This window comes from Armatimonadota bacterium, from assembly GCA_023511795.1.
Lineage (GTDB): Bacteria > Armatimonadota > UBA5829 > DTJY01 > DTJY01 > JAIMAU01.
Map to the genome: position 1 here is coordinate 181748 of JAIMAU010000003.1, position 21350 is coordinate 203097.

At 48.1% G+C, this 21350-nt stretch carries 19 protein-coding genes; 16 read left to right on the plus strand and 3 right to left on the minus strand.

What is annotated here, in order from left to right; genetic code table 11:
- Positions 1 to 110: 110 nt before the first annotated feature.
- The gene (locus tag K6T99_05105; GenBank protein MCL6519187.1) at positions 111 to 1073 is read right to left on the minus strand and encodes a uroporphyrinogen decarboxylase family protein; all 963 of its coding nucleotides are present in this window, start codon (positions 1071 to 1073) and stop codon (positions 111 to 113) included.
- 156 nt (positions 1074 to 1229) lie between these two features.
- Here K6T99_05105 and K6T99_05110 point away from each other — a divergent pair, with 156 nt between their 5' ends.
- From K6T99_05110 to K6T99_05145, 8 genes are all read left to right on the plus strand, one after another.
- Positions 1230 to 1796, plus strand: coding sequence for a hypothetical protein (locus K6T99_05110; GenBank protein MCL6519188.1), 567 nt, complete (start codon positions 1230 to 1232; stop codon positions 1794 to 1796).
- Between the two features lie 64 nt (positions 1797 to 1860).
- On the plus strand, positions 1861 to 2403 hold the full coding sequence (locus tag K6T99_05115) for a hypothetical protein (protein ID MCL6519189.1): 543 nt from the start codon (positions 1861 to 1863) through the stop codon (positions 2401 to 2403).
- 7 nt (positions 2404 to 2410) lie between these two features.
- Entirely contained in the window at positions 2411 to 3130 is a 720-nt protein-coding gene (gene lptB / locus K6T99_05120; protein ID MCL6519190.1) for an LPS export ABC transporter ATP-binding protein, read from the plus strand.
- An 83-nt stretch (positions 3131 to 3213) separates the two neighbouring features.
- Positions 3214 to 4305 (plus strand): LptF/LptG family permease, encoded by a 1092-nt coding sequence (locus K6T99_05125; protein MCL6519191.1) that lies wholly within the window; start codon positions 3214 to 3216, stop codon positions 4303 to 4305.
- Positions 4306 to 4341: 36 nt separating this feature from the next.
- The gene (locus tag K6T99_05130) at positions 4342 to 5661 is read left to right on the plus strand and encodes a DUF3084 domain-containing protein (protein MCL6519192.1); all 1320 of its coding nucleotides are present in this window, start codon (positions 4342 to 4344) and stop codon (positions 5659 to 5661) included.
- The gene (locus tag K6T99_05135; protein ID MCL6519193.1) at positions 5658 to 6047 is read left to right on the plus strand and encodes a hypothetical protein; all 390 of its coding nucleotides are present in this window, start codon (positions 5658 to 5660) and stop codon (positions 6045 to 6047) included. The genes K6T99_05130 and K6T99_05135 overlap by 4 nt, the downstream gene beginning before the upstream one ends.
- Before the next feature lie 641 nt (positions 6048 to 6688).
- The gene (locus K6T99_05140) at positions 6689 to 8485 is read left to right on the plus strand and encodes an S-layer homology domain-containing protein (protein MCL6519194.1); all 1797 of its coding nucleotides are present in this window, start codon (positions 6689 to 6691) and stop codon (positions 8483 to 8485) included.
- Between the two features lie 126 nt (positions 8486 to 8611).
- Complete coding sequence (locus K6T99_05145) at positions 8612 to 9058, plus strand: hypothetical protein (GenBank protein ID MCL6519195.1); 447 nt, start codon at positions 8612 to 8614, stop codon at positions 9056 to 9058.
- A gap of 77 nt (positions 9059 to 9135) precedes the next feature.
- Here K6T99_05145 and K6T99_05150 read toward each other — a convergent pair whose 3' ends face one another.
- A complete protein-coding gene (locus K6T99_05150) occupies positions 9136 to 10299 on the minus strand; it encodes a hypothetical protein (protein MCL6519196.1) in 1164 nt (387 codons plus the stop codon).
- An 87-nt stretch (positions 10300 to 10386) separates the two neighbouring features.
- Positions 10387 to 12309 (minus strand): hypothetical protein, encoded by a 1923-nt coding sequence (locus K6T99_05155; protein ID MCL6519197.1) that lies wholly within the window; start codon positions 12307 to 12309, stop codon positions 10387 to 10389.
- 196 nt (positions 12310 to 12505) lie between these two features.
- Here K6T99_05155 and K6T99_05160 point away from each other — a divergent pair, with 196 nt between their 5' ends.
- From K6T99_05160 to K6T99_05195, 8 genes are all read left to right on the plus strand, one after another.
- The gene (locus tag K6T99_05160) at positions 12506 to 13402 is read left to right on the plus strand and encodes an ABC transporter ATP-binding protein (GenBank protein ID MCL6519198.1); all 897 of its coding nucleotides are present in this window, start codon (positions 12506 to 12508) and stop codon (positions 13400 to 13402) included.
- A gap of 18 nt (positions 13403 to 13420) precedes the next feature.
- A complete protein-coding gene (locus K6T99_05165; GenBank protein ID MCL6519199.1) occupies positions 13421 to 13840 on the plus strand; it encodes a hypothetical protein in 420 nt (139 codons plus the stop codon).
- Between the two features lie 118 nt (positions 13841 to 13958).
- Positions 13959 to 15017, plus strand: a complete 1059-nt coding sequence (locus K6T99_05170) for a Gfo/Idh/MocA family oxidoreductase (GenBank protein ID MCL6519200.1) — start codon at positions 13959 to 13961, stop codon at positions 15015 to 15017.
- Positions 15018 to 15094: 77 nt separating this feature from the next.
- The gene (locus K6T99_05175; GenBank protein MCL6519201.1) at positions 15095 to 16057 is read left to right on the plus strand and encodes a sugar phosphate isomerase/epimerase; all 963 of its coding nucleotides are present in this window, start codon (positions 15095 to 15097) and stop codon (positions 16055 to 16057) included.
- Between the two features lie 264 nt (positions 16058 to 16321).
- Positions 16322 to 17194 carry a branched-chain-amino-acid transaminase gene (gene ilvE, locus K6T99_05180; protein MCL6519202.1) on the plus strand — a complete coding sequence of 291 codons (873 nt, stop codon included), beginning with the start codon at positions 16322 to 16324 and terminating at the stop codon, positions 17192 to 17194.
- Entirely contained in the window at positions 17194 to 17565 is a 372-nt protein-coding gene (locus K6T99_05185; protein ID MCL6519203.1) for a hypothetical protein, read from the plus strand. The genes ilvE and K6T99_05185 overlap by 1 nt, the downstream gene beginning before the upstream one ends.
- Positions 17566 to 17599: 34 nt before the next feature.
- The gene (locus tag K6T99_05190) at positions 17600 to 18667 is read left to right on the plus strand and encodes an ATP--guanido phosphotransferase (protein MCL6519204.1); all 1068 of its coding nucleotides are present in this window, start codon (positions 17600 to 17602) and stop codon (positions 18665 to 18667) included.
- A 174-nt stretch (positions 18668 to 18841) separates the two neighbouring features.
- Positions 18842 to 21295: an ATP-dependent Clp protease ATP-binding subunit gene (locus tag K6T99_05195; protein ID MCL6519205.1), complete on the plus strand. Its 2454-nt coding sequence runs from the start codon at positions 18842 to 18844 to the stop codon at positions 21293 to 21295.
- Positions 21296 to 21350: the final 55 nt, after the last annotated feature.

Here is a 21350-nt window from a genome sequence, read left to right on the forward strand (position 1 = left end):
CCCTCCTTTAGCCAACAAACAATTTCTATCCACCCGATAGTAGGTCAATAATGAAGCTTTGTCAACCTACTTAGTATACTATAAGAGCGTTTCAAATTGTTGTTGGCCCACTACTCACAGCATTTTCTATAGGTTCCAAGCCGCTTTCTTACATCAAGCATTGCTAGGTAATTTTCAAGAGGCATTCCTACAAAGGGGGTGTTGCTTGTACAGAAGAAGAAGCCCCCGCCAGGCATTCCATCACGAAGAGCACGCTCGGAATCACGAATCACATCCTCAACCGTGCCCGTCTGGAGAATTGCACAACTTACATTCCCGCAGAGAGCAACCTTATCGCCAACGAGATTCTTGACCTTTTTAAGGTCAACGCCAGCTTGCGGATCAATTGAGTGGATTGCATGCGGCCGGCATTCGACAAGTTGGTCAAGTATCGGCATGATATTGCCATCAGTATGCTTTATCGTATACGCGCCCATTTCACGCATTGCGGCAATGATATAAGCAAGGTAAGGGGTCACGAACTCGCGAAACATGCGTGGCGAAAGAAATGGTCCATCGTTAAAACAGTAATCTGCGCACATAGCAAAACATTCTGCGCCAGCGTCAACAAGCTTCTTTGCATATTCGATTGTCGAATCAGCATTCCTCCGAAGCTCCTCATGCACTTCGTCAGCTTTTTCGGCAAGCCTAATAGCCACATCCATCATATTCTGGCCATTTGGGATTGCCATAGTCCCATCGGCATGCGCTGTAATCATATACTTATTGCCAGCAAGCCTGCGTAGTATCTTTATAGTTTCAATTAAATCTTCAAATTTTCTCGGTCCCATGGATACGTTAATCAGTGAATAATCCAGCCGTTCAGCCTCTTCCAAGTAAAGCTCTGCATTTTCATGGAGGAGCCTATCTCGTTCAGCGCCGGAAGCCATGTCGAGCTCCTCTTGTGAAATATGCTTCTTTCCTAGCAACCACTCAGCAAGTTGAAATTGGAGCTCAAACGTCGGAACAATGTCGTCCGGCTCATGAAGTTCAAAAGCTGCGACTGCTCGTTCTCGTGGCGTCAAGAAAATCACCCTTTTAAAAAGATTTTTATTCACAATCAAATTAAGTATTATTCGGTTGCCACTATAAACCTTCAATTATCAATGGTGGTTGGTTGCAAAGGTACATTTGTTATGGTACACTCGTGATGATTCCCTATTCGTGGCTGTAGCGCGGAAAAACACCAAATGAATCGCCATCTAGCCTGGAAAGTTTTCCAACTTTTGCTTGTTGCCTTGGTAGCGACAGTTCTATGCTTTGGGTGCGGTCGTCAGAAACCCAAAGGGGGAAAGACTCCAGCAGCGACTGAACGACCTGCGAAGTTGAAAATTGAAGCTCAATTCAAAGGGGCAAAAATTATCTGGAACGACGAGCAAGGCCGAACGCTATGGGAGGCTGAGTTCAAGGAGGCAAAAGCCTTTCGGGGAGATGAGACACAAGTGAAACTCCTGGGCGTCAAGGCTAATTTATATCAAGATGGCAAAATTGCAAGCACCTTAATTGCCCCTGACATAGCTGCTGACAGCCGAACAAAAGAGGTTAGAGCTATTGGTGGCGTGAAGATTATCTCAGCCATCGCAAAGACGTCGGCAAACGTTAGTCAAATCATTTGGAAGGCACGTGAAGGCAAAATTATTGGCATTGGCGAGGTAAAAGTATATCGCGGTAACCTTCGAGCTTATGCAAAATCTTTCAATGCCGATACTGGGCTCACGAAGCTGGTTCTCCAGAGCGCTGAGGTAAGCCTGGAGTAGAAAAAAGAGAAGTTGGCGCTTGTTCATTATTTTTTCATTGAAAGATTCCTAAAAGGAGACAACGATGAGAAAGTCGGCAGTCCTTGTAATCCCAGCTATCATTTTAATATTGTATGCAGGACTAATCGGCGCGGAAAGCTTAGCCATTGGCAATATCAAGCTTTCAGCCGCCGTTATAACCATCGAAAAGGACCTAGTTTTAGCTACTGGCGAACCAAAGCTTCAGATGCCGGACGCACTGGTAACTGCAAAAACAATCAAGATTTCGCTGGTGAAGGGCAAAGATGGGAAGCTTACCATTGGCAAAGCAATCGCATCAGGCAACGTTATAATACATGCACGGCAAACCGACAAAAAAACCAATATGTCAAGAGTAGTGGATGCCAATGCCCAAAATGCAGAGGCCACAGGTGATGACCGCATAATCCTAAGCGGCAATGCTCGCGTCAAGATTAGCGATCCAGATCTCGCCGAGCCTGCGTCGCTCAGCGGGGAAACCATTACTGTCTTCCTTAAAACAAGCAAGATTGAAGCTCAGCAGGGCGCTGGCAAACAGGCGGAGCTGAACCTTACTCCAAAGGCAAATAAACAAAGCGAAAAGAAGTAGACCGAAATTGGAGATTATCACTGACAATCTAGTAAAAACTTACAGGGGAAGAAATGTAGTTAACGGTGTCTCATTGCACATCCAGCAAGGAGAGATCGTCGGCCTTTTGGGTCCAAATGGTGCCGGCAAAACCACGACATTCTATATGATTGTGGGCCTAGTCAAACCTACTTCAGGCAAAGTTTACCTTGAGGGCAAGGATATTACAGACCTCCCGATGTACATGCGTGCACGACGAGGAATTGGCTACCTTGCACAAGAACCATCGGTATTCCGCAAGCTTACAGTCACAGAAAATATCCAGCTTGTGCTCGAAATGCACGGCATACCCAAGAAGACTCGGGCCGCCCGTATAAAGGAACTCCTTTCCGAGCTTAAACTTGAGCAGGTGAAGGACTACAAAGGCTACATGCTTTCAGGGGGAGAGAGGAGGCGTGTCGAAATTGCTCGAGCACTAGCAGTATCTCCCAAGTTCCTCCTCTTAGATGAACCTTTCACCGGGGTTGACCCAATTTCAATTGGCGATATCCAAGACATTATCGCCGATTTACGAAAGAAAGACATCGGCATTATCATAACAGACCACAATGTCCGAGAGACGCTTGCCATAACCGACCGTGCGTATATTATTTCCGATGGCAAAATAATGACATCGGGTTCGTCAAGTGAATTGCCGAACGATCCGATCGCCAGGCAATACTACCTAGGCGAGAGGTACGTTATTTGACTAAAATGAATAAAGACTAACAAAAAGAATAAAGCGCTAGCCCTGCCAGCATTAAAAAATTCCCAATTCCACAAAATTCAATAATGAAAACGTTAGACAAATATATACTATTAGAGCTGATTGGGCCGTTCTTTTTCGGAGTTGCCGCTTTTACCAGCTTGATGTTTGCAGGTAAGGAGCTCTTTAAAATAACTGAGCTTCTTGCCGAATACCACGCTCCGCTCCTCAAAGCGGCACAGCTCGTTATGCTTCATCTGCCGTCGCTAGTGGTAATGACGCTCCCAATGGCAATGCTACTTGCGGCACTTCTAGGCTTTGGTCGGCTATCGAGCGACAGCGAGACCGTGGCACTCTTTGCTGGCGGCATAAGCTTATATCGAATAGCAATACCAGTTATCGCAATGTCCTTATTTGTAACTGCAGGAAGTTTTGTGCTAAATGAAATGGTTGTCCCCGTTTCAAATGCCCAGCACGAAGCAATCCGGCGCAAACTGACAAACGAACCGCTTACCAGCGACAAACCTTTTTGGGTAATCTCGGCCAATAACGGAATCACAAATATGGTTTTTTATGTCCAGAAAGGATTTAATGCATCAACAGGCACCTTACGCAACGTAGCAATAATCCAATATTGGAATAACAAGCCAGCAATATTCATCTACGCCAATGAGGCCATCTGGAAAGGCGATAATGAATGGATTCTAAAAAACGGATACTCACAAAACCTTGGCTCTGGCACAACGGTAATAGTGCCTTTTCGAGAATCAAAGACACGAGAAATCAAGATTGACAAGACACCGGAACAACTGGCTCTTTACCAGCATAAATATGATGAGCTTAGTTTCTCGCAGCTTAGGGACTATATTCGCATGCTCCAGGAACAGGGAGCGGACGTCAGCGAATACAGGGTCCGACTTTATCAAAAAATCGCTGTACCTCTTGCAAGCCTGGTATTTGCCTTAATTGGAACGCCACTTGGCTTGCGGCCCCATCGAAGCAGTTCAGCGATGGGTTTGGGTCTATCAATAGTTATCATATTTGCATATTGGGTGTTTACCCATTACATGTTCATTTTGGGACGAAATGGGACTATCTCACCCGCCGCAGCTAGCTTCTTTCCCACGCTAGTAGGGGTGGTTGCCGGCATAGCGCTTATTGTGCGTGCCGCAAAATAGCATTTAGGCTTTATAAAACTACAAATAAGAGTAATTATGACGTGGCGAACAATTGTTGCAATCGCCGTATTCGTAGGAGTATGCGGCTTCATAGCGTATTGGGGAGATATGCTGGGAAGACGATTAGGCAAGCGTCGGCTCAGCCTTTTCGGAATGCGCCCCAGATATACAGCCATCGTCACCACCACAATCACTGGCATGATTATTGCCATCCTAACCATCAGCTTCATGATGATAGCAAGCGAACAAGCGCGAATTCTTATCCTACAAGGCGAAAAGCTAATTAGACAAAATAAAGTTTACCGAAAAGAATACATCGCAGCAAAGGAAGCCATAGAGCGGGCAACGAAAGAACTAACCCGCCAGCAAGAGTTTGTAGCTGAGGCACGGCGAAAAGCAGAAGACGCAGTGAAACAACGAGACAAGTTGGTGGCAGAAATTGCTAGCCTCAGAAAAGATTTGAAGACACTCAAATCAGACCTTTCCCGCAATCGCGCTGAGCTAGAGCAAAGAAAAGCAGAGCTTGCACACTCCAACGAACAACTTCGTCAAGCGAAAGCCGAGCTGGCGGCCAGGCTGATCGAGGTTGAGAAGCGCAAAAAAGAAGTTGCTGAGCTTGCAAAGCGAGCCGAAGCATATTGGGGAAGCTTGGAAGCAAAAGGCAGGCAGTATGCAGCCATGCGCCAAAAAACTGTTATATTCAGATCCAACCAAGAAATTGTCAGAAAAGTAGTTAATTGTGCCGATTCAAAAGCAAACATCCGGTCTCAACTAGTAAGCTTGCTTAACGAGGCTAGCCAACGTGCAGAAACATTAGGAGCCAAAGTGGGCGAAAATGGACGCGCTGTCGAAATATATCCAAAAGAGATTGTGAGTAGCAACTCAGGGCAGAGACGGTTCGCAACCGAGGCTGAGAACATCGATGCCGTGGTAGACGAAATCTCCGAAGGCATTGGCACGGTGGTTGTAAGACTAATTTCAGCCGACAACGCAATCGAAGGCGAAACTACGCTGGTAGACTTTGTGCTGAACTACAACCGCCTAATATACGCACCTGGGGACGAAGTTGCAAGCACAATTATCAATGGGAATGCTTCTCGTGGCGAAATCCTCGGACAATTGATTAGCTTTCTCAAGGGCGAAGTTCGCTCAGCAGCAATCGGGAAAGGCGTTATTCCTACGTATGATGAAGATGGTCAGATGTCCGTCGTAGAAATACCAGGTGAGCAACTATTGGAGACAGTCGACAAAATCAAATCTACTGGAAAGCCTGTAGAAGTAAGGGCAATAGCCAAGACTCAGATATGGTCAGCAGACCCCGTTACCCTCAATTTCATAATCGGTGAGCCTTCATGAGAATAGTACTCTCCATTGACCCTGGGCACGAAAAAAGTGGTTTGGCTGTGGTGAGCGAAGCAGGCACTCTTCACAAAGAGGTGGCACAGACAACTGAGATACCAAGCAAAGTAGGCGCTCTTCTGCAAAAGTATGGCGTCACTTGCATCATTATAGGTTCTGGAACAGGCAGTGCAACTCTACTCAAAAACATTCAAAGCAAAACAAATCTTCCAATTGAACTCGTTAATGAGGAGAATTCTACGCTTCGAGCGCGAGTGCGTTTTTTCAAAGAGAATCCCCCAAAAGGTCTCTTGCGTCTAATACCAAGAGGCATGCTTACACCAAACCGCCCATACGATGACTATGTTGCTGTAATCCTCGCAGAGGATTACATAAACCGGTAACTAGCTTCAAAACACACCCCCTCCTCCCAAACCCACGTCAAAAATCTAAAATGTTTAGCCAAAATACTTGATGGGTAGTCAAAATAAGAGAAACTCAGCATTTATTAAGAAGCGCTAGGTTTATGCGATTGAATGTTTCTCAAAAAGGACATTATACAAATCGGGCTAATCTGTAAAAATTACCTAGCCGATAATACTTAATCGAGGCTTTACGCAAAAATCCCCAAACAAAAAATCACTGTAACCAAGGAGGCAAAGCCATCGTATAAGTATTCGGCAACTGGTGAAAATAACAGGCATAGAAGAGCTTATTTTGGTAATCTTGCAGGCAAATACAAGTTTTTCGAAAAAACTTATAAGTTAGCCCTTGACAAAACCTGGTAATTTTGCTAGTATGCTTGTTAGCTAGGCTATCACACTATGAGGTCACAGGTTTGAAAGGAGGTGAAAAGGATACCTTGAATGGCCTGTGAGGGACCTTGTGGTGATAGATAGGCCGGAGGATGGACGGAAACAAAACCAAAGGAGCAGAGAGGAAACATGGATACTCTCTAACCTCTTGCGGCGATACGATAGACCCGTCAATTAAAAAACATCCTCCAGCCGAGGAAACCAAAAAAACACATTCAAGGAGGATGTGAATGAAAAAACTAGCGATTCTGATTGCTGCTACCGTCATTTTCGGTGCAGCAGGCCTAGCATTAGCTCAGGAATTTCCTGATGTCCCGCCTGATCACTGGGCATACGACGCTGTGCAGCAGCTCGTAGATGCGGGAATCATAGTGGGCTACCCTGACGGCACATTTGCAGGAAAGCGCGCCATGACCCGCTACGAGTTTGCTGAGGCATTGGCGAGAGCCATCCCAGCAATCGTCGAGAAGGCGACTGCCGCGGGTGGAGTTCAGGGACCTCCGGGACCTGCCGGACCTGCCGGACCTCCGGGACCTGAGGGTAAGCCTGGCGTCGGAGCTGAAGAGCTGGCGGCACTCAAGAAGCTTGTTGACGAGTTCCGCGATGAGCTTGCCGCTTTAGGCGTGGATGTAGAAGCCGTTCGCAGAGACGTGGCAGCGCTTAACGAGCGCGTCTCGGCTCTCGAAGCCGAGGTAGGCCGCGTCAGGCTGACAGGTGAGGCCAATGCGATCGCCCTTGGCGATGTCGTGAACGAAGGCGCTGCTGTAGACAGAGACAGCAGACCGTTAGGTGTTCAGGGCGCCGCAACGCCTGACAACCCGCTTGCCAATTCAAGATTCCTGCCGGACTTCCAGCTCGGAATCACAGGCAGGGTGAGCAATGCTCAGGCAGTCAAGGCCCTAGTAGTTGCCGGAGACTACCTGAACTATGCAATTGGCTCTGTGGATGACTTTACACTCTGGAATGCATATTTTGACGGAGCGATGAAGCTCGGGCCTCTCGGCACCACCCAGCTATTGGTTGGACGATTCCCACTCCAGCTTACGCCGTTGACCATGAAGTTCGTGGATCCTGACAGCTACACAAACGTCAGCATCCTCGACTCGGGCAACTACTTGCTCGATGGTGGAAGCGCGACCTTCAATCTCGGCAAGGTTGCACTTACTGCATTTGCTGGCAAGGCTGTGAGCAGCGTCGCCGACCTAATCACTCCTGATCTTCAGGGTGACATCGAGGTATCACAGCTTGGGGGCGCAAGGGCCGTCATTGGCATTTCAGAGGGCAACAACCTCGGTCTGACATACTACCAGGCTGGCCTTGCTCCGTCAGTTGGTCGTGAGCAAGTATTCGGCGCCGACGTAAACCTAACATTTGGCAATCTTGGGTTTGCAGCCGAATGGGCACAGACCGACCCCAATGATACGCTGACAGCGATCAATCCTGCACTGGACGACGACAACACAGCTTGGAATGCCAAGCTGAGCTGGCAGACCGGGAACCTCGCCATAGCTGGTGGATTCTCCACCATCGAAGCGAGCTACAATGCCCCGGGCTACTGGTCCAGACTGGGTCGTGCTGTGAACCTCGCTAACGTCGAAGGCCCGATGGCAAGCCTGAACTACACGCTGACCTCAAAGATCAGCCTTTCCGCCGAGGGGCAGTTCCTCGAGCCAAGCGACGATGCCGTAGCAATCACTGGCCGCAGCGCCATCAACCAAGGCGCGGTTGTTAGCGCTTCTGGCCTAGACAAGATTACATACTGGCGAGCCGGACTGAAATATGGTCTGACTTCTGCCAATACAATCGATCTAGGTTGGGAGCAAGTGAACTGGGAGCCGGCAACCGGTAGCGATACCGAGGAAAGATATATCTCCATCGGTATTGGGCATTCGATTAACCCGAATGCAAGCCTGAAGCTGCTCTATCAGATCATCGAGTATGAGCAGGGCGTGCCTTCTCCTTATGGCACCGCAGGCAGCGACTACCGTGGTGGCAAGGCTGCTGCCCAGTTCCAGCTCAAGTTCTAAGGGCGCTGCCTAAATTAAGCAACAAAACCCCCGGAGCATCTACTCCGGGGGTTTTTCATGTAACTATCGCATAAATCCGTCGTATACATTTGTAGATTTCACATTTAACTTCCGGAGGTAGCGAATATGAAAACCAAGAGCAGACTATATGCCACCGGCCTTGCAGGATTGCTTCTTTTCGGCACCTTAATCGGAACAATGGCTGCATTTGGAGCAAACCTTGGCAACGTCCTAAAAGGAGCTGGAATTGCAATTCTTGTTGACAAGTTCAGTGATGAAATAAACAACACTATCAACAAACTAACTCTGAATAAAGGTGTTGGTGTTGAGGACAGAACCAAAGTAGTGCCTATTATCAGCATTGGCCAAGGAGGATATGTAGGCGCTGTTCAAGTAAGTGGACCGGCACACCTCGTTGAAAAAGTCAAGGCTGTCGCTCAGCTTGAAACAAGTTTTTCAGGCCGAACGTTCCGCATCAAAGCGCTTGTACCCGTCGAGTCAAAGGATGTCGTGAAGGATCTAAAACGCGTGAGCGGCGTTGGTGTTAGCGCAATAATAGACGTAAGACTTTAGATTATTTCAATTAAGCACCAGCTTATGATTTTCGCATTCAACGTGATATCGCTATAGTAGCCCACGCTTTACCTTGCTTAGAATGAGATCGCCGCCGCTGAGACGGCGATCTCAGCATGCTTGGGAGAAGAAAAAATCCAGTCATCCCCAGATATGCGGAATTGCCAACTTCTGCCAACCGCCCCCACTTCAAGGCGACTTTGCGTTGGGTAACAACGAAAGTAGGGCAGCCACCGCGTCCTTTGTGGCCATGCGGCGCCTATACTGGGAAGAGTGCGGTCTCCCGGTCGTCCAATTACCCCAACTAGCAGATTAGGATTGCCAATCAGTGTAAGGTCTAGACGCCAACATGGGTTAATCTTAAGAGTTGCATCCTCACGCCAAGACGCGCCGCTTATCCCACCACAATCATGCAAGAAGCCCTCTGGGTCGGTAAATACTCCGGGCGAAGTAATCCAACCATCGTCAACGAACAATCCGCGCCAGCGAATTTTTCCAGCTAAACCTTCCACGCTGAACTTGCCCATCCAATGATTGCCAATTGTGAAGCCAGCGCTGGCATCGAGAGACCATCCCCTGCCCCTAACACTCCCCAGTGATGAGTTTGACGATTTGATTCTCAACATTCCCTCAAAATTCTCACCTGAAACATTACCCACAAGGCTACGAGCTAGATATTCCTCCGCATTGATGCTCCGAAATGCTATCTCAGCGGTCCCATGGACATCACCCGCTTTGAAGGAGACATATCGCCCAACGCCAACCCAATCGCCTGAAATTCTAGCGCTTTGTACCGAAGGGGCATATGACTGCTTGGTATTTATGCCGGAATTGAGGTCAATCCAAAGCTGGGCCGCGTCCCCATTCCCCCGGTATTCCTCGCGCTTGCCCCTTCCGAAGCCAACCCACCACTCGCGAGAAGCAATCCGTATCCAATTATTGGTACTTATGGTAACATAAGCGCTATTGTTTCTAAAAACTCTCGACGGTTGATTCTCCTTTCCAACGTCCCAAAGCGAGCCAACATTGTTTGTTCCAGAAGCCATTGCTCCCGCCACAACGTGGAAGCTAGCAACCTTCGAGTCTTTGAAATACAATTGAAATAGGTCATTGGCATCATAGAAAGCCGGGAGATTTACCGAAGGTTCAGCTAAGCCTTCAAGTTGGGGCAGAAAAGCTAAACACAAGATAAAGCAAATGCTGAAAGCAAATTCAAGAGCTTTTCCGCGAAAATGCCTCATATTGGCGCCAAATTCCGCAAAAAGGATGTGGCAGGGCGAGTTTGCCACCCACCCCCTGCCAACATTTAAAGCTGCGAATACTCTTTTCTATAGCTCAAAAGCGTCGAACGTTCCATCTGTATAGGTGATCTTCAGAATGTTGTCTTCCTTAGTAATATTTGCTTTAGTTTCGCCTCCAACTTTGACTGTTCCTGATAGAACACCAGACGCATTTCTTGAAATAGCAAACTCCACACCGCTCTGGTTCGTTAAGGTAAGCGAACCGCTTGTCGGCTCACCTTCACTTAGCTGCAAGCTCCCTGTGCCAGCAAGGGTATTGCTGCCAGCTCTTAAGTCTATCTGACTTGTAACCTTGCTGTTGGCCAAAGTGAAGCGCATATCGGCATAATATGTTGGGTGGCCAGAACGAACTAGTTCACCATGCAGAACAAGTGTCGCACTTGCATTGGGCTCGTCCAATTCAACTTCAGGATTCGCCCTGTCAAATGATATGTTGCCTGCAAAGTTGAGGCCGCTATGGCTGTCGCTGTAAGACCCCGAAATTTCCACATGCTTACCTGCCATTTCAGGATATCCATTAGAGGTTACAAGCGCCTGCGAAACAGAGATATTCCCTCCAACCGTGATGGTTGTTCCGCCACCAGTCGCCGTTATACTCGCATTCGTCATGGAAGCACTGGTTAAATAGTTATAGATGGAATCATCCGGGCTGGCACCGCTTGGCAAACTGGATAAGAAATTAGCCTGGAATCTACCCTGGGCATCCAAATTGGGAGTATCTAAGCTTCCTTGAAAAACTACTTGGGAATAATGGTCCTTATCTGGCCCCGATGCACTTATTGTCCCATTGAAGGTTAATGGAGAGGTAAACACTGAATCCTTAAGGCTGACGGTCCCCGTAAACGAGGGATTTGCACCAGGCCCAGTTTCAGGAATTTCAGGAAGGGTAACAACATATGCCTGCGCGGGGTCACTGGACAGTGTTTGTTTTACTGTCCATGTGCTTCCCGCCTTTGTTGCAGTAAGCTTGTAAGTACCTGCTGGCGCTTCCGAGTAGAAAATAATTATCTTGCCAGCTTCGCCGCCAGTTGTATTCTCGAGGCTCAACCGTCCATCCAAGCCTGCAGTTGCTTTGTATGCCTGGCCCATCGTCAGCTCAAACACACGTATATTTTCAGATGTTCCATAAGTCATATCGCCTGAAATGGCAGGCATAATAAGCTTGGAAAGCCGGTCGAAAAGCGCACTGTACTTAGATGTAACTTGGTCGGTAAAGATGTTTTTGATTTCCTGTGGCTCTTGGCTTACCATGGCTTCAATTGGCACCCCGGCTTCTTTAATTTGCTGGACAGCCTGTTTCGCCATGACAAGCTTTTCATCAATAGTGCCTGGAATTTCGTCTTCTACCTCGGACTTAACCTCATCAGAAAGGCTATTGCTTGCTCCAAAAGTACTTCCACCAACAACATTGCCTTCCAGCGAATAATCGGCATCTGCATTAGCTTGCACAAAAGCACGCGCGGCTTCAACAACTTTATTAAACGTGTCTTCGTCGATTGGAGTGCCTGTCTTAAAGAACTTCTGGGCGATTGCTTCTGCTGCTATTGTTGTCTCAGCCTTTAAGACGTACTCGCTAGAGTTTACTGGCACTTGAGGGATAATTGTCGAAAACCTATAATTTTTGCTATTTCTCGTGCCAGTTGCCACCACAGCCACAGTTAGACCAGGAGTGATTCTAAGGGTGCACCATCCAGTGGAATCCAACGTTCCACGCACGACCTCTTTGCCTGTTTTGAAGTCGTAGGCCACTACTAATGTCCCTGGATCAAGAGGGGCAACTAAAGTAGTATCTGCCCTAATGGACTCAACACCTGCTGTGTCACCAGTAAAAACATCGACACCAATCGTTAATAAGGTGCCTGGCGCTCCGCCGTTGCCTCCGCCTCCGCATCCAGCAACAAGCGTCGTGATGCAGATTGCTGCTAATGCAAACAACAACTCCTTCCTCACAACAATTCCCTCCTTTACTTTTTTATCTTTAATTTGACAAAACAGGAAGCTATCCTTCTTTTTAGGAAAACTCCCCAATTTAAAAAGAAATCAAACCAAAATTTGACAAGCAGCGTTTGTATATTCAAATCCCTAATGTTATAATCGGTAAGTCAGCCTCAATTTCACAATTTAAAGCATACTCCTTAAAAAGAAGATGCAGCAAATTATCAGAGCGGAGAACATAATAAAGAAATTCGGTATTAGGACCGCTCTTGCTGGGGTTACGCTCGAAGTTTATAAGAGTGAAGTGTTCGGCATATTTGGATTTTCCGGCTCAGGGAAAACGACACTCATCTATTCCCTTGCTGGAATTATCAAATCCGATGCTGGCACAGTAACGATGAGCACAAACACATCCCCGGCAATATGGTTCGAAAAGCCAGCAGTCGATCCCCAGCTTACTCCTTTTGAAACTCTATGGATTAGCGCAACTTTATACGGCATCCCAAGGCGCAGGCGACGATCAATGATTAGAGACATCTTATCGCTAGTCGGGCTTGATGACCTGCGAAACGAACCAGCGAAATCATTTTCCAAAGGGATGCTAAAGCAACTTGAGGCTGCCCGAGCACTGCTATCACCTTCAGAGGTGCTTCTTGCCGACGAGCCAATGGCTGACATTGACCCGCCAACGCGAGAACGACTTTGGGAACATCTTCTAGCACGCAGGGTTTCAAAGAAACATACAATTTTAATCGCAACTAGCCGCCCAGAAGATGCTGAAATCTGCGACCGCATTGCACTGATTCACAAAGGAAGATTGGTTGGATGCGGAACCCTAGACGAACTTAGAAATGCCACTGGCCCCGAAGAACTAATAATCCAACCCATTGAAGCCGGTAAATCTATTGCAAAAATGCGGCAATACAAGGGAATTACCGCAATCGAGCAGAATGGGTCGCTTATTATCGAACTTTCAGCTAAAGTTCGGCCCTCGGAAATCATAAAACAGATGCACGGCGAAATCAGCGCAGTTCGCCTAAGCCCTCGAAAAGTTGATTCAATTCTAGCAGAGCTCATAGCGAAAAAAGAAGAGACTACACATCTATAGAAAAAATGGAGATAAAAATTGGAAATCATCTTCATTCTCACAATCCGTGAGTTAAAGCTAATGATGCGAAAGAGAGTTCTACTTTGGATTCTCCTGATTACGCCCTTGGCTGGTGTTGCAACTGCCGGCATCGGTATACCAAGTGGGCTTATGATTTACTTTCTAATGCCAGCTTCGACCCTGCTAATTACGGCGATAGTGCTTGCGACTACCGAGAAACAAATTTTGATGGCTTTTTCCGTCCATTCATCCGCAAAAGCAAGGCTTGCTTCGTGGGCCCTTGTGCTTTTCATAATTCTAGTATTTCAAGCCGCAATTTACACTTTACTGCTTGCAATCTTTTGTAGTAATCCGATTGGCTTTGTGAAAGCATTCACAGCCATTATGATTTCAGAGGCAACGGGTTTCACGTTGTATGGCATGCAAACACGCACTTAATTATCTGCTTACTTCCTACTCTACTATTCTAGACACCCTAAGTCTGTTGTGCTACAATGTGTCGGATTAATAGACTTATGCCTTGCAAGGCGATACTTCTTAAGATTGGGAGAGCAGAATGGCAAAGTCAAAAAGCAAACTTGAAAGAGTACGTGTTGGCGTGATTGGAGTCGGCATTGGCCGGCTTCATATCCAATCTTACGTTAAATGCCCCGAAGCAGAGGTTGTCGCTGTATGTGATGCAAGAGAGGACCGTGCCCGACGGGTTGCTACCGAGTTTGGGATTCCTCACATATATACCGATTATCGCGACATGCTAGCATTGCCTGGTCTTGACGCTGTAAGCGTGTGCACACCAAACTATACGCACGCACAAATGACGATTGACAGCTTCGAAGCCGGAAAACACGTCATTTGCGAGAAGCCCCTTGCAATAAACCCTGCGGAAGGAGAAGCAATGGTAGCGGCTGGGAAAAAGGCAGGGAAAATATTCATGACCGCATTCAACAATCGGTTTCGAGGGGACACCCAAACTCTTAAAAAGTTCATCGAAAACGGCGAGCTAGGTGAAATTTACTTTGCTAAAACCGGCTGGGTCAGGCGAAAAGGCATTCCTGGCATGGGCAGCTGGTTTACGCAGAAAGAAAAAGCTGGCGGAGGGCCGCTAATTGATATTGGTGTTCACGTTCTTGATCTCGCCCTGTGGCTGATGGGCAATCCTAAAGCCATTTCTGTTACTGGTAGCACCTATGCCAAGTTTGGTCCAAAAGGTGAAGGAACTGGCACCTGGGGAACTATGGATGCTAGCGGCGTTTTCGACGTCGAGGACTTTGCGGCTGGATTTATTCGACTTGAAAACGGTGCAACCGTAATGCTCGAAGCTAGCTGGGCATCGCACATCAAGTGCGACATAATTTACACACAATTACTAGGAACAAAAGGCGGCGCCGAGCTCGACCCACTGCGCATTTACACAGACATCCACGGCACAAGCTCGGACATTATGCCTCAATGCCCAAATGTCTCAGGCCATGAGATGGAAATTCGACACTTTATAGATTGCATAATACACGGCAAAGAACCGATATCAACTGGCGAACATGGCTTGGAGATTGTTCGGATTCTAGATGCCTTGTATAAATCTGCCGAGACAGGCAGAGAGGTGATAATGAAATAAGTTTTTGCTACTCAAGAATCTCAAAAATGGAATATCTAAACCATCAATTCCTTCGATTCAAAAGGAGGTAACAGACAGTGAAGATTGGAGTTTTCACAGTAGCATTTGGACACCTAAAGTTCGAAGAGGCGCTCGATTATGTAAAGAGCGTCGGTGTAGAAGCGGTGGAAATCGGCACAGGAAACTATCCGCCTAACTGCCACTGCGACCTTGACAAACTTCTCTCAAGCGAGACACAGCGGAAAGCTTTTCTCAAAGCTATTGAGTCTCGCGGCTTGGTGATAAGCGCGCTCTCTTGTCATGGGAACCCTCTCCATCCAAACAAGCAAATTGCAAACGAGCATCATACAGTGCACCGCAAGACAGTCGAACTAGCACAGAAACTTGGGGTTGAGAGGGTTATAAACTTCTCTGGTTGCCCAGGCGACTCACCACGAGCGAAATACCCAAACTGGGTTACATGCCCTTGGCCACCAGATTTCAGGGAGATTATTGAATGGCAGTGGAAGCGAAAGGTCATTCCCTACTGGCGCGCAGAAGCAAAGTTTGCCAAAGAACACGGCGTCAAGATTTGCTTCGAGATGCATCCGGGGTTTGTGGTGTATAACCCGGAAACGCTCCTCAAACTTCGAAATGCTTGCGGCGATGCCATTGGTGCGAACTTTGACCCAAGCCACCTCTTCTGGCAAGGAATTGACCCAGTAAAAGCCATTCGAAAGCTTGGCGACGCAATCTACCACGTTCACGCCAAGGATTGCCGAGTTGATCCAATAAACGCAGAGGTAAACGGCGTACTGGACACAAAAACCTACACTGATGAAATCAACCGAAGCTGGATTTTCCGAACCATCGGCTACGGACACGACGCTGACGTTTGGAAGGACATTGTAAGTGCATTACGACTCGTAGGTTATGATTGGGTGCTTTCCATTGAACACGAAGACAGCCTTATGGCGCAAACCGAAGGCTTTGAAAAGGCTGTCTCATTCCTAAAAGAGGTGGTAATTTCAAAGAAACCGAGCGAAGCATTCTGGGCATAGAATAGGCTGTTGCCATACTTTGTTGGATAGGAGCAAAACATCATGCGGGGCTGATGAAATTCACAGCACCAAAACCCAAAGAGCTCACGGATTCTTAAGCAGAGGAACGTATACCAAACAAGGGGCGCTTAGAATTTTAAGCGCCCCTTATGCGACACAAACACCAAATCGCTTCTCAAGATGGACTGACAACCAGCATAATTGCGTGTTGCAACTAAGCTTGTATTATGATATACTATAAAACACAGAATTTAGGGGGTACTGATGGGTCAAGTCGTATACTTGAACGGAAAATTCGTCCCTCTGGAGGACGCAAAGATCACGGTATACGATCACGGCTTGCTCTATGGGGACGGAGCGTTCGAGGGAATTCGGGTCTACTCCCGCAAAGTATTTAAGCTTCGCGAACATATACAAAGGTTGTATCGTTCAACCCATGCAATGATGATCAACCTGCCTATATCGCAGAAGGAGATGGAAGAAGCAATTCTCGAACTCCTTCGGCGAAATGAGGTCCAGGATGGTTACATAAGAATAACCGTAACTAGAGGAGTCGGCCTCGGGCTAGACCCGCGTGTTTGCAAGACCCCCACGATAATTATAATGAGCGACAAGCTCAGCCTTTACCCTGAAGAAATGTACCGCAACGGCCTTCACGTGGTGACCGTGTCCACAAGAGTGTGCCCGGCGCAGTGCTTAGAACCAAGAATCAAGTCGCTCGGGAAGTACGTTGCGAACATTCAAGCGAAAATTGAAGCAAACAGGGTTAACGCAGGCGAGGGTTTGATGCTCAACACTGAAGGCTATGTTGCCGAAGCAACAGGCGACAACATTTTCATCGTAAAAGATGATAAGCTAATTACCCCACCACCCTATGCAGGTATATTGGAGGGGATAACACGAAACACAGTGATTGACCTTGCGAAAGGCATGGGTATACCAGTCGAAGAGAGACTTTTTACTCTCTTTGATGTCTACATAGCCGACGAGTGCTTCCTAACTGGTACTGCCGCAGAAGTAATCCCGGTAGTTCAAGTAGATGGACGCACAATCGGCAATGGCCAGCCAGGCAATATGACAAAAAGGCTGATTGAAGCCTTTAGAACTTTGACAAAAACAGAAGGCGTGCCGTTCTGATGCGCGCAAGACTTTGTGAGTTATGCAGGAAAAGGCAAGCTGAATTCGTTGTCTGCAAAATAAGCAGAAACGAACGGCGCGAGGAGCGGCGACTCTGCGCTAAATGCACTGGAGACAGAGAGAAGATAATTTACGGTAATAGCGGCTTATTGCTTACCGAGCTGGTAAACATACACTTAAGCAAACTCTCTGCCTCTAGTAAAGAACAAAATCGAACAAAGGTTTGCCCCAACTGTGGGAATACAATAGAAGATACTCGGCAGACAGGCATGGTAGGATGTCCGACGTGCTATATGGTATTCGAAGAGGAAGTAGGCGCTATCATAGCTGAGTTGCATGGATATACTGTGAGTCGGGGTAAACCATTATAAAATGCTGAAAAACCGTGCAGAGAAAAAGACTATAATGCCGGCTTGGGCCCGCTCTGAAGGCCCTGCCAGCGATGTTGCGGTTTCCACTCGCGCCCGCCTGGCACGAAACATAGAAGGCCTGCCATTTCCCTGCCGTGCACGTGATGCAGACCTTAAAAAGGTTGCCGACCGAGTTTTAGACACGATTTACAAAACAGATGAAAGGTTCGGCAGGTTCTATGTGTTGCATCCTCGGCACATGACAGCCTTCGAAAGATTTGCTCTGATTGATTCGCACCTTGCAAGCAGTCAGCATGTAGCTGGCGGGAGTTACCGCCCTGTGGTGTTAAATGAAAGCGGCACTTTAAGCCTCATGGTAAACGAAGAAGACCACATGAGGATACAGTGCATCCTGCCGGGGCTACAGCCATTAAGAGCGCTGGAAGTCGTTCGCGAGTTCGATACATTTCTTGGCGAACAAATTCGGTATGCCTGGGCTGACAATTATGGATACCTAACAGCATCTCTAAGCAATATAGGCACAGGGCTTAGGCTTTCGGTAATGCTTCATCTCGCAGGCTTGACTATGCTTGGAGAGGTGGTTTCGACATTGACTGCGGCCGCGCAACTAAAAATCTCTGTGCGCGGGCTTTTCGGAGAGGGTACAAAAGCTCTGGGAGATCTTTTTCAGGTATCAAACGAAACAACAATAGGGTTCTCCGAAAAGGAGATAACCTCCAGAGTAAGAGGTGCGGCCGAACACCTAATAGCAAGGGAACGTGAGGCACGGAGAATAATTCTTCATAATAAAAAGGAAGAAATCACCAATCTGGCAAACGAAGCGCGAGCCAGATTATTAACGGCGCGTGCGCTGAGTGGAGAAGAAGCGCTAGCACATCTCTCCACACTCCGGCTTGCAGCCGGGCTTGGGATACCGCCAGGAATATCGGCGACAGCATTTAGCGAACTTCTCGCATTAATGCAGATAGGGGCAACCGCCTCAATCGAAAGGCGCGGCCTGCCCATTGCAGAAACTATAGGCGCTGAAGTGAGACGTGCCCGGCAAGTGCGTGAAAAGCTTGCGGAGGAAAGTGCGATTGCCCAACTGAGGCTTTCCGAATAAGGAGAACCTTGTAATTAAAAAAGACGTAATTATAAATAGAAGAATCCCCCGAAGGGGGCTCATAAGTTTACTAATACTTGCAATCAAAAAGCTAGAAAGCAATAAGTATTATATAACTCGAGTTTCCGGTCGGGTTATGTAACACCCATTCCATAGAAAAGGAGGGACAGCGGAATGTGGCAGCGGTTTACTGAGAGGGCGCGTAGAGTCGTTTTCTTCGCTCAGGAAGAGGCCAGCAGGCTTGGCGAGAATTTTGTCACGACAGAGCACCTGCTTCTTGGCCTTGTACGCGAGAGCGATAGCGTAGCCGCGCGAATACTCGACCGGATGGGCGTAAGCCTTAACCGGATCCGGGCTGAAATCGAGCGGCAGGTTACAAGAGGAGACGGCCGGCTCAGCCAGGATACCATGCAACTAACCCCACGCGCAAAGCGCGTGATCGACCTGGCATACGACGAAGCTAGGCAACTGAACAACAACTACATAGGCACGGAACACCTGCTACTCGGCCTCATCCGAGAGGGTGAAGGGCTTGCAGCACGCGTTCTAGCCAAGCTTGGAGTTGATCTAGAAAGAACAAGACGAGAAGTAATGAATCTCCAAAGCGATGATAGTTCTATGGCAACAACCAGGACAAGGTCGAGGACTCCCACACTGGATGAATTCGGCCGCGACCTGACAGATTTAGCCAGACAAGATAAGCTCGACCCAGTTGTCGGCAGAAATACCGAGATCGAGCGCGTCATCCAAATCCTGAGCAGAAGGACGAAAAACAACCCTGTGCTGATTGGAGAGCCTGGTGTAGGTAAGACAGCAATCGCCGAAGGTCTTGCCCAGCGCATTGTATCCGGCGACATCCCTGAAATGCTGAAAGACCGCCGGATTGTGGCTCTTGACCTTGCGGGTGTGGTTGCTGGCACGAAGTATCGAGGCGAATTCGAAGAGCGGATGAAGCGCATTATAGATGAAGTGCGCAAAGCCAACGGTGAGGTAATCCTCTTTATTGACGAGCTACACACCTTGGTTGGCGCAGGTGCAGCCGAGGGAGCAATCGATGCTTCGAACATCATGAAGCCAGCCCTTGCGCGCGGTGAGCTCCAGTGCATTGGCGCAACAACGATGGACGAATACCGCAAGTATATCGAGCGCGATGCCGCTCTGGAGCGAAGATTCCAGCCCATCCAGGTCCGCGAGCCCACCGTTGAAGAAGCAATAGACATCCTCAAGGGATTGAGAGATAGATATGAGGGGCATCATCATGTAAAGATTCGAGATGACGCCCTCTACGCCGCAGCTCGTCTTGCTGATAGGTATATAACCGATCGTTGCCTGCCAGACAAGGCAATTGACCTAATAGACGAAGCAGCTTCGCGAGTAAGATTGCAAAGAACGTTGCCACCTGCCGAACTCCGAGCAGCAAAGGCTGAGCTACGTTTGGTAACGCAGGAACTAGAGTCACTGCCTGCAACGGGGCAATACGATCGCGCAATCGAGCTCCAAGCTCAGGAGCGGTATCTTACTGAAAAAATCCGAGAGCTTGACCGTCAATGGCAGGAAAGCGTGAATGCAACAGAGCCGGTCGTGACAGAAGATGAAATTGCTCACATTGTGTTCAGCTGGACAGGCATTCCTGTTTCAAGACTAGTTGAAACAGAGACAGCCAAGCTTTTGAACATGGAGCAGGCTTTGCACGAGAGAATTATCGGACAGGACGAAGCAATTGTGGCGGTTTCCCGTGCAATCAGACGGGCTAGGTCAGGGCTAAAGGACCCCAAGCGGCCTACTGGTTCGTTCATATTCCTAGGCCCCACTGGCGTCGGAAAGACGGAGCTTGCACGGGCGCTAGCGGCGTTTCTATTCAACAATGAGGATAACTTAATTCGCATAGACATGTCTGAATATATGGAGCGGTTCGCCGTATCAAGACTTGTAGGTGCGCCACCTGGGTATGTGGGCTACGAAGAAGGCGGACAGCTTACCGAAGCTGTTCGTCGGCAACCCTACTCGGTTGTGCTACTCGACGAGATAGAAAAGGCGCATCCAGAAGTATTCAACATCTTGCTCCAAGTTATGGAGGACGGTCGACTAACGGACTCACAAGGACGTGTTGTCGACTTCAAGAATACGGTTATGATAATGACCTCAAACATAGGAGCACAGCTAATAAGCAGCGATGGCGGCATTGGTTTCCGAACCGCAAAAAAGGTTGACGAGGATACTCGTGCATACGAGGCAATGAAAAACCGAGTAACCGAGGAGATGAAGAAAGTCTTCCGGCCTGAGTTCCTGAACCGGGTGGACGAAGTTATAGTGTTCCACTCGCTTACTTCGGCGCAGATTCTGCAAATCGTCGACCTAATGCTGAACAGAGTGCGCGAACAGCTCAAGGTCCAAGGCATGGACCTTGAAGCAAGCGACGAGGTAAAGGAAGTACTGGCGAAAGAAGGCTTCGACCCGGCGTTTGGCGCAAGGCCCTTGCGCAGGGCTGTACAAAGGATAATTGAAGATCCGCTCAGCGAAGAGATACTTATGGGGCGCTTCAGCGAAGGTGACGTCATCCGCGCTGAGCTCGACGACGGCAAGGTAATCTTCAAAAAGGCAGAGAAAGCCGAGCCGCTCAAGGTATAAAACACCATCAATAGGTGGACGATAGCTAAAAGCCCATCCCAAAGTTCCTGGGATG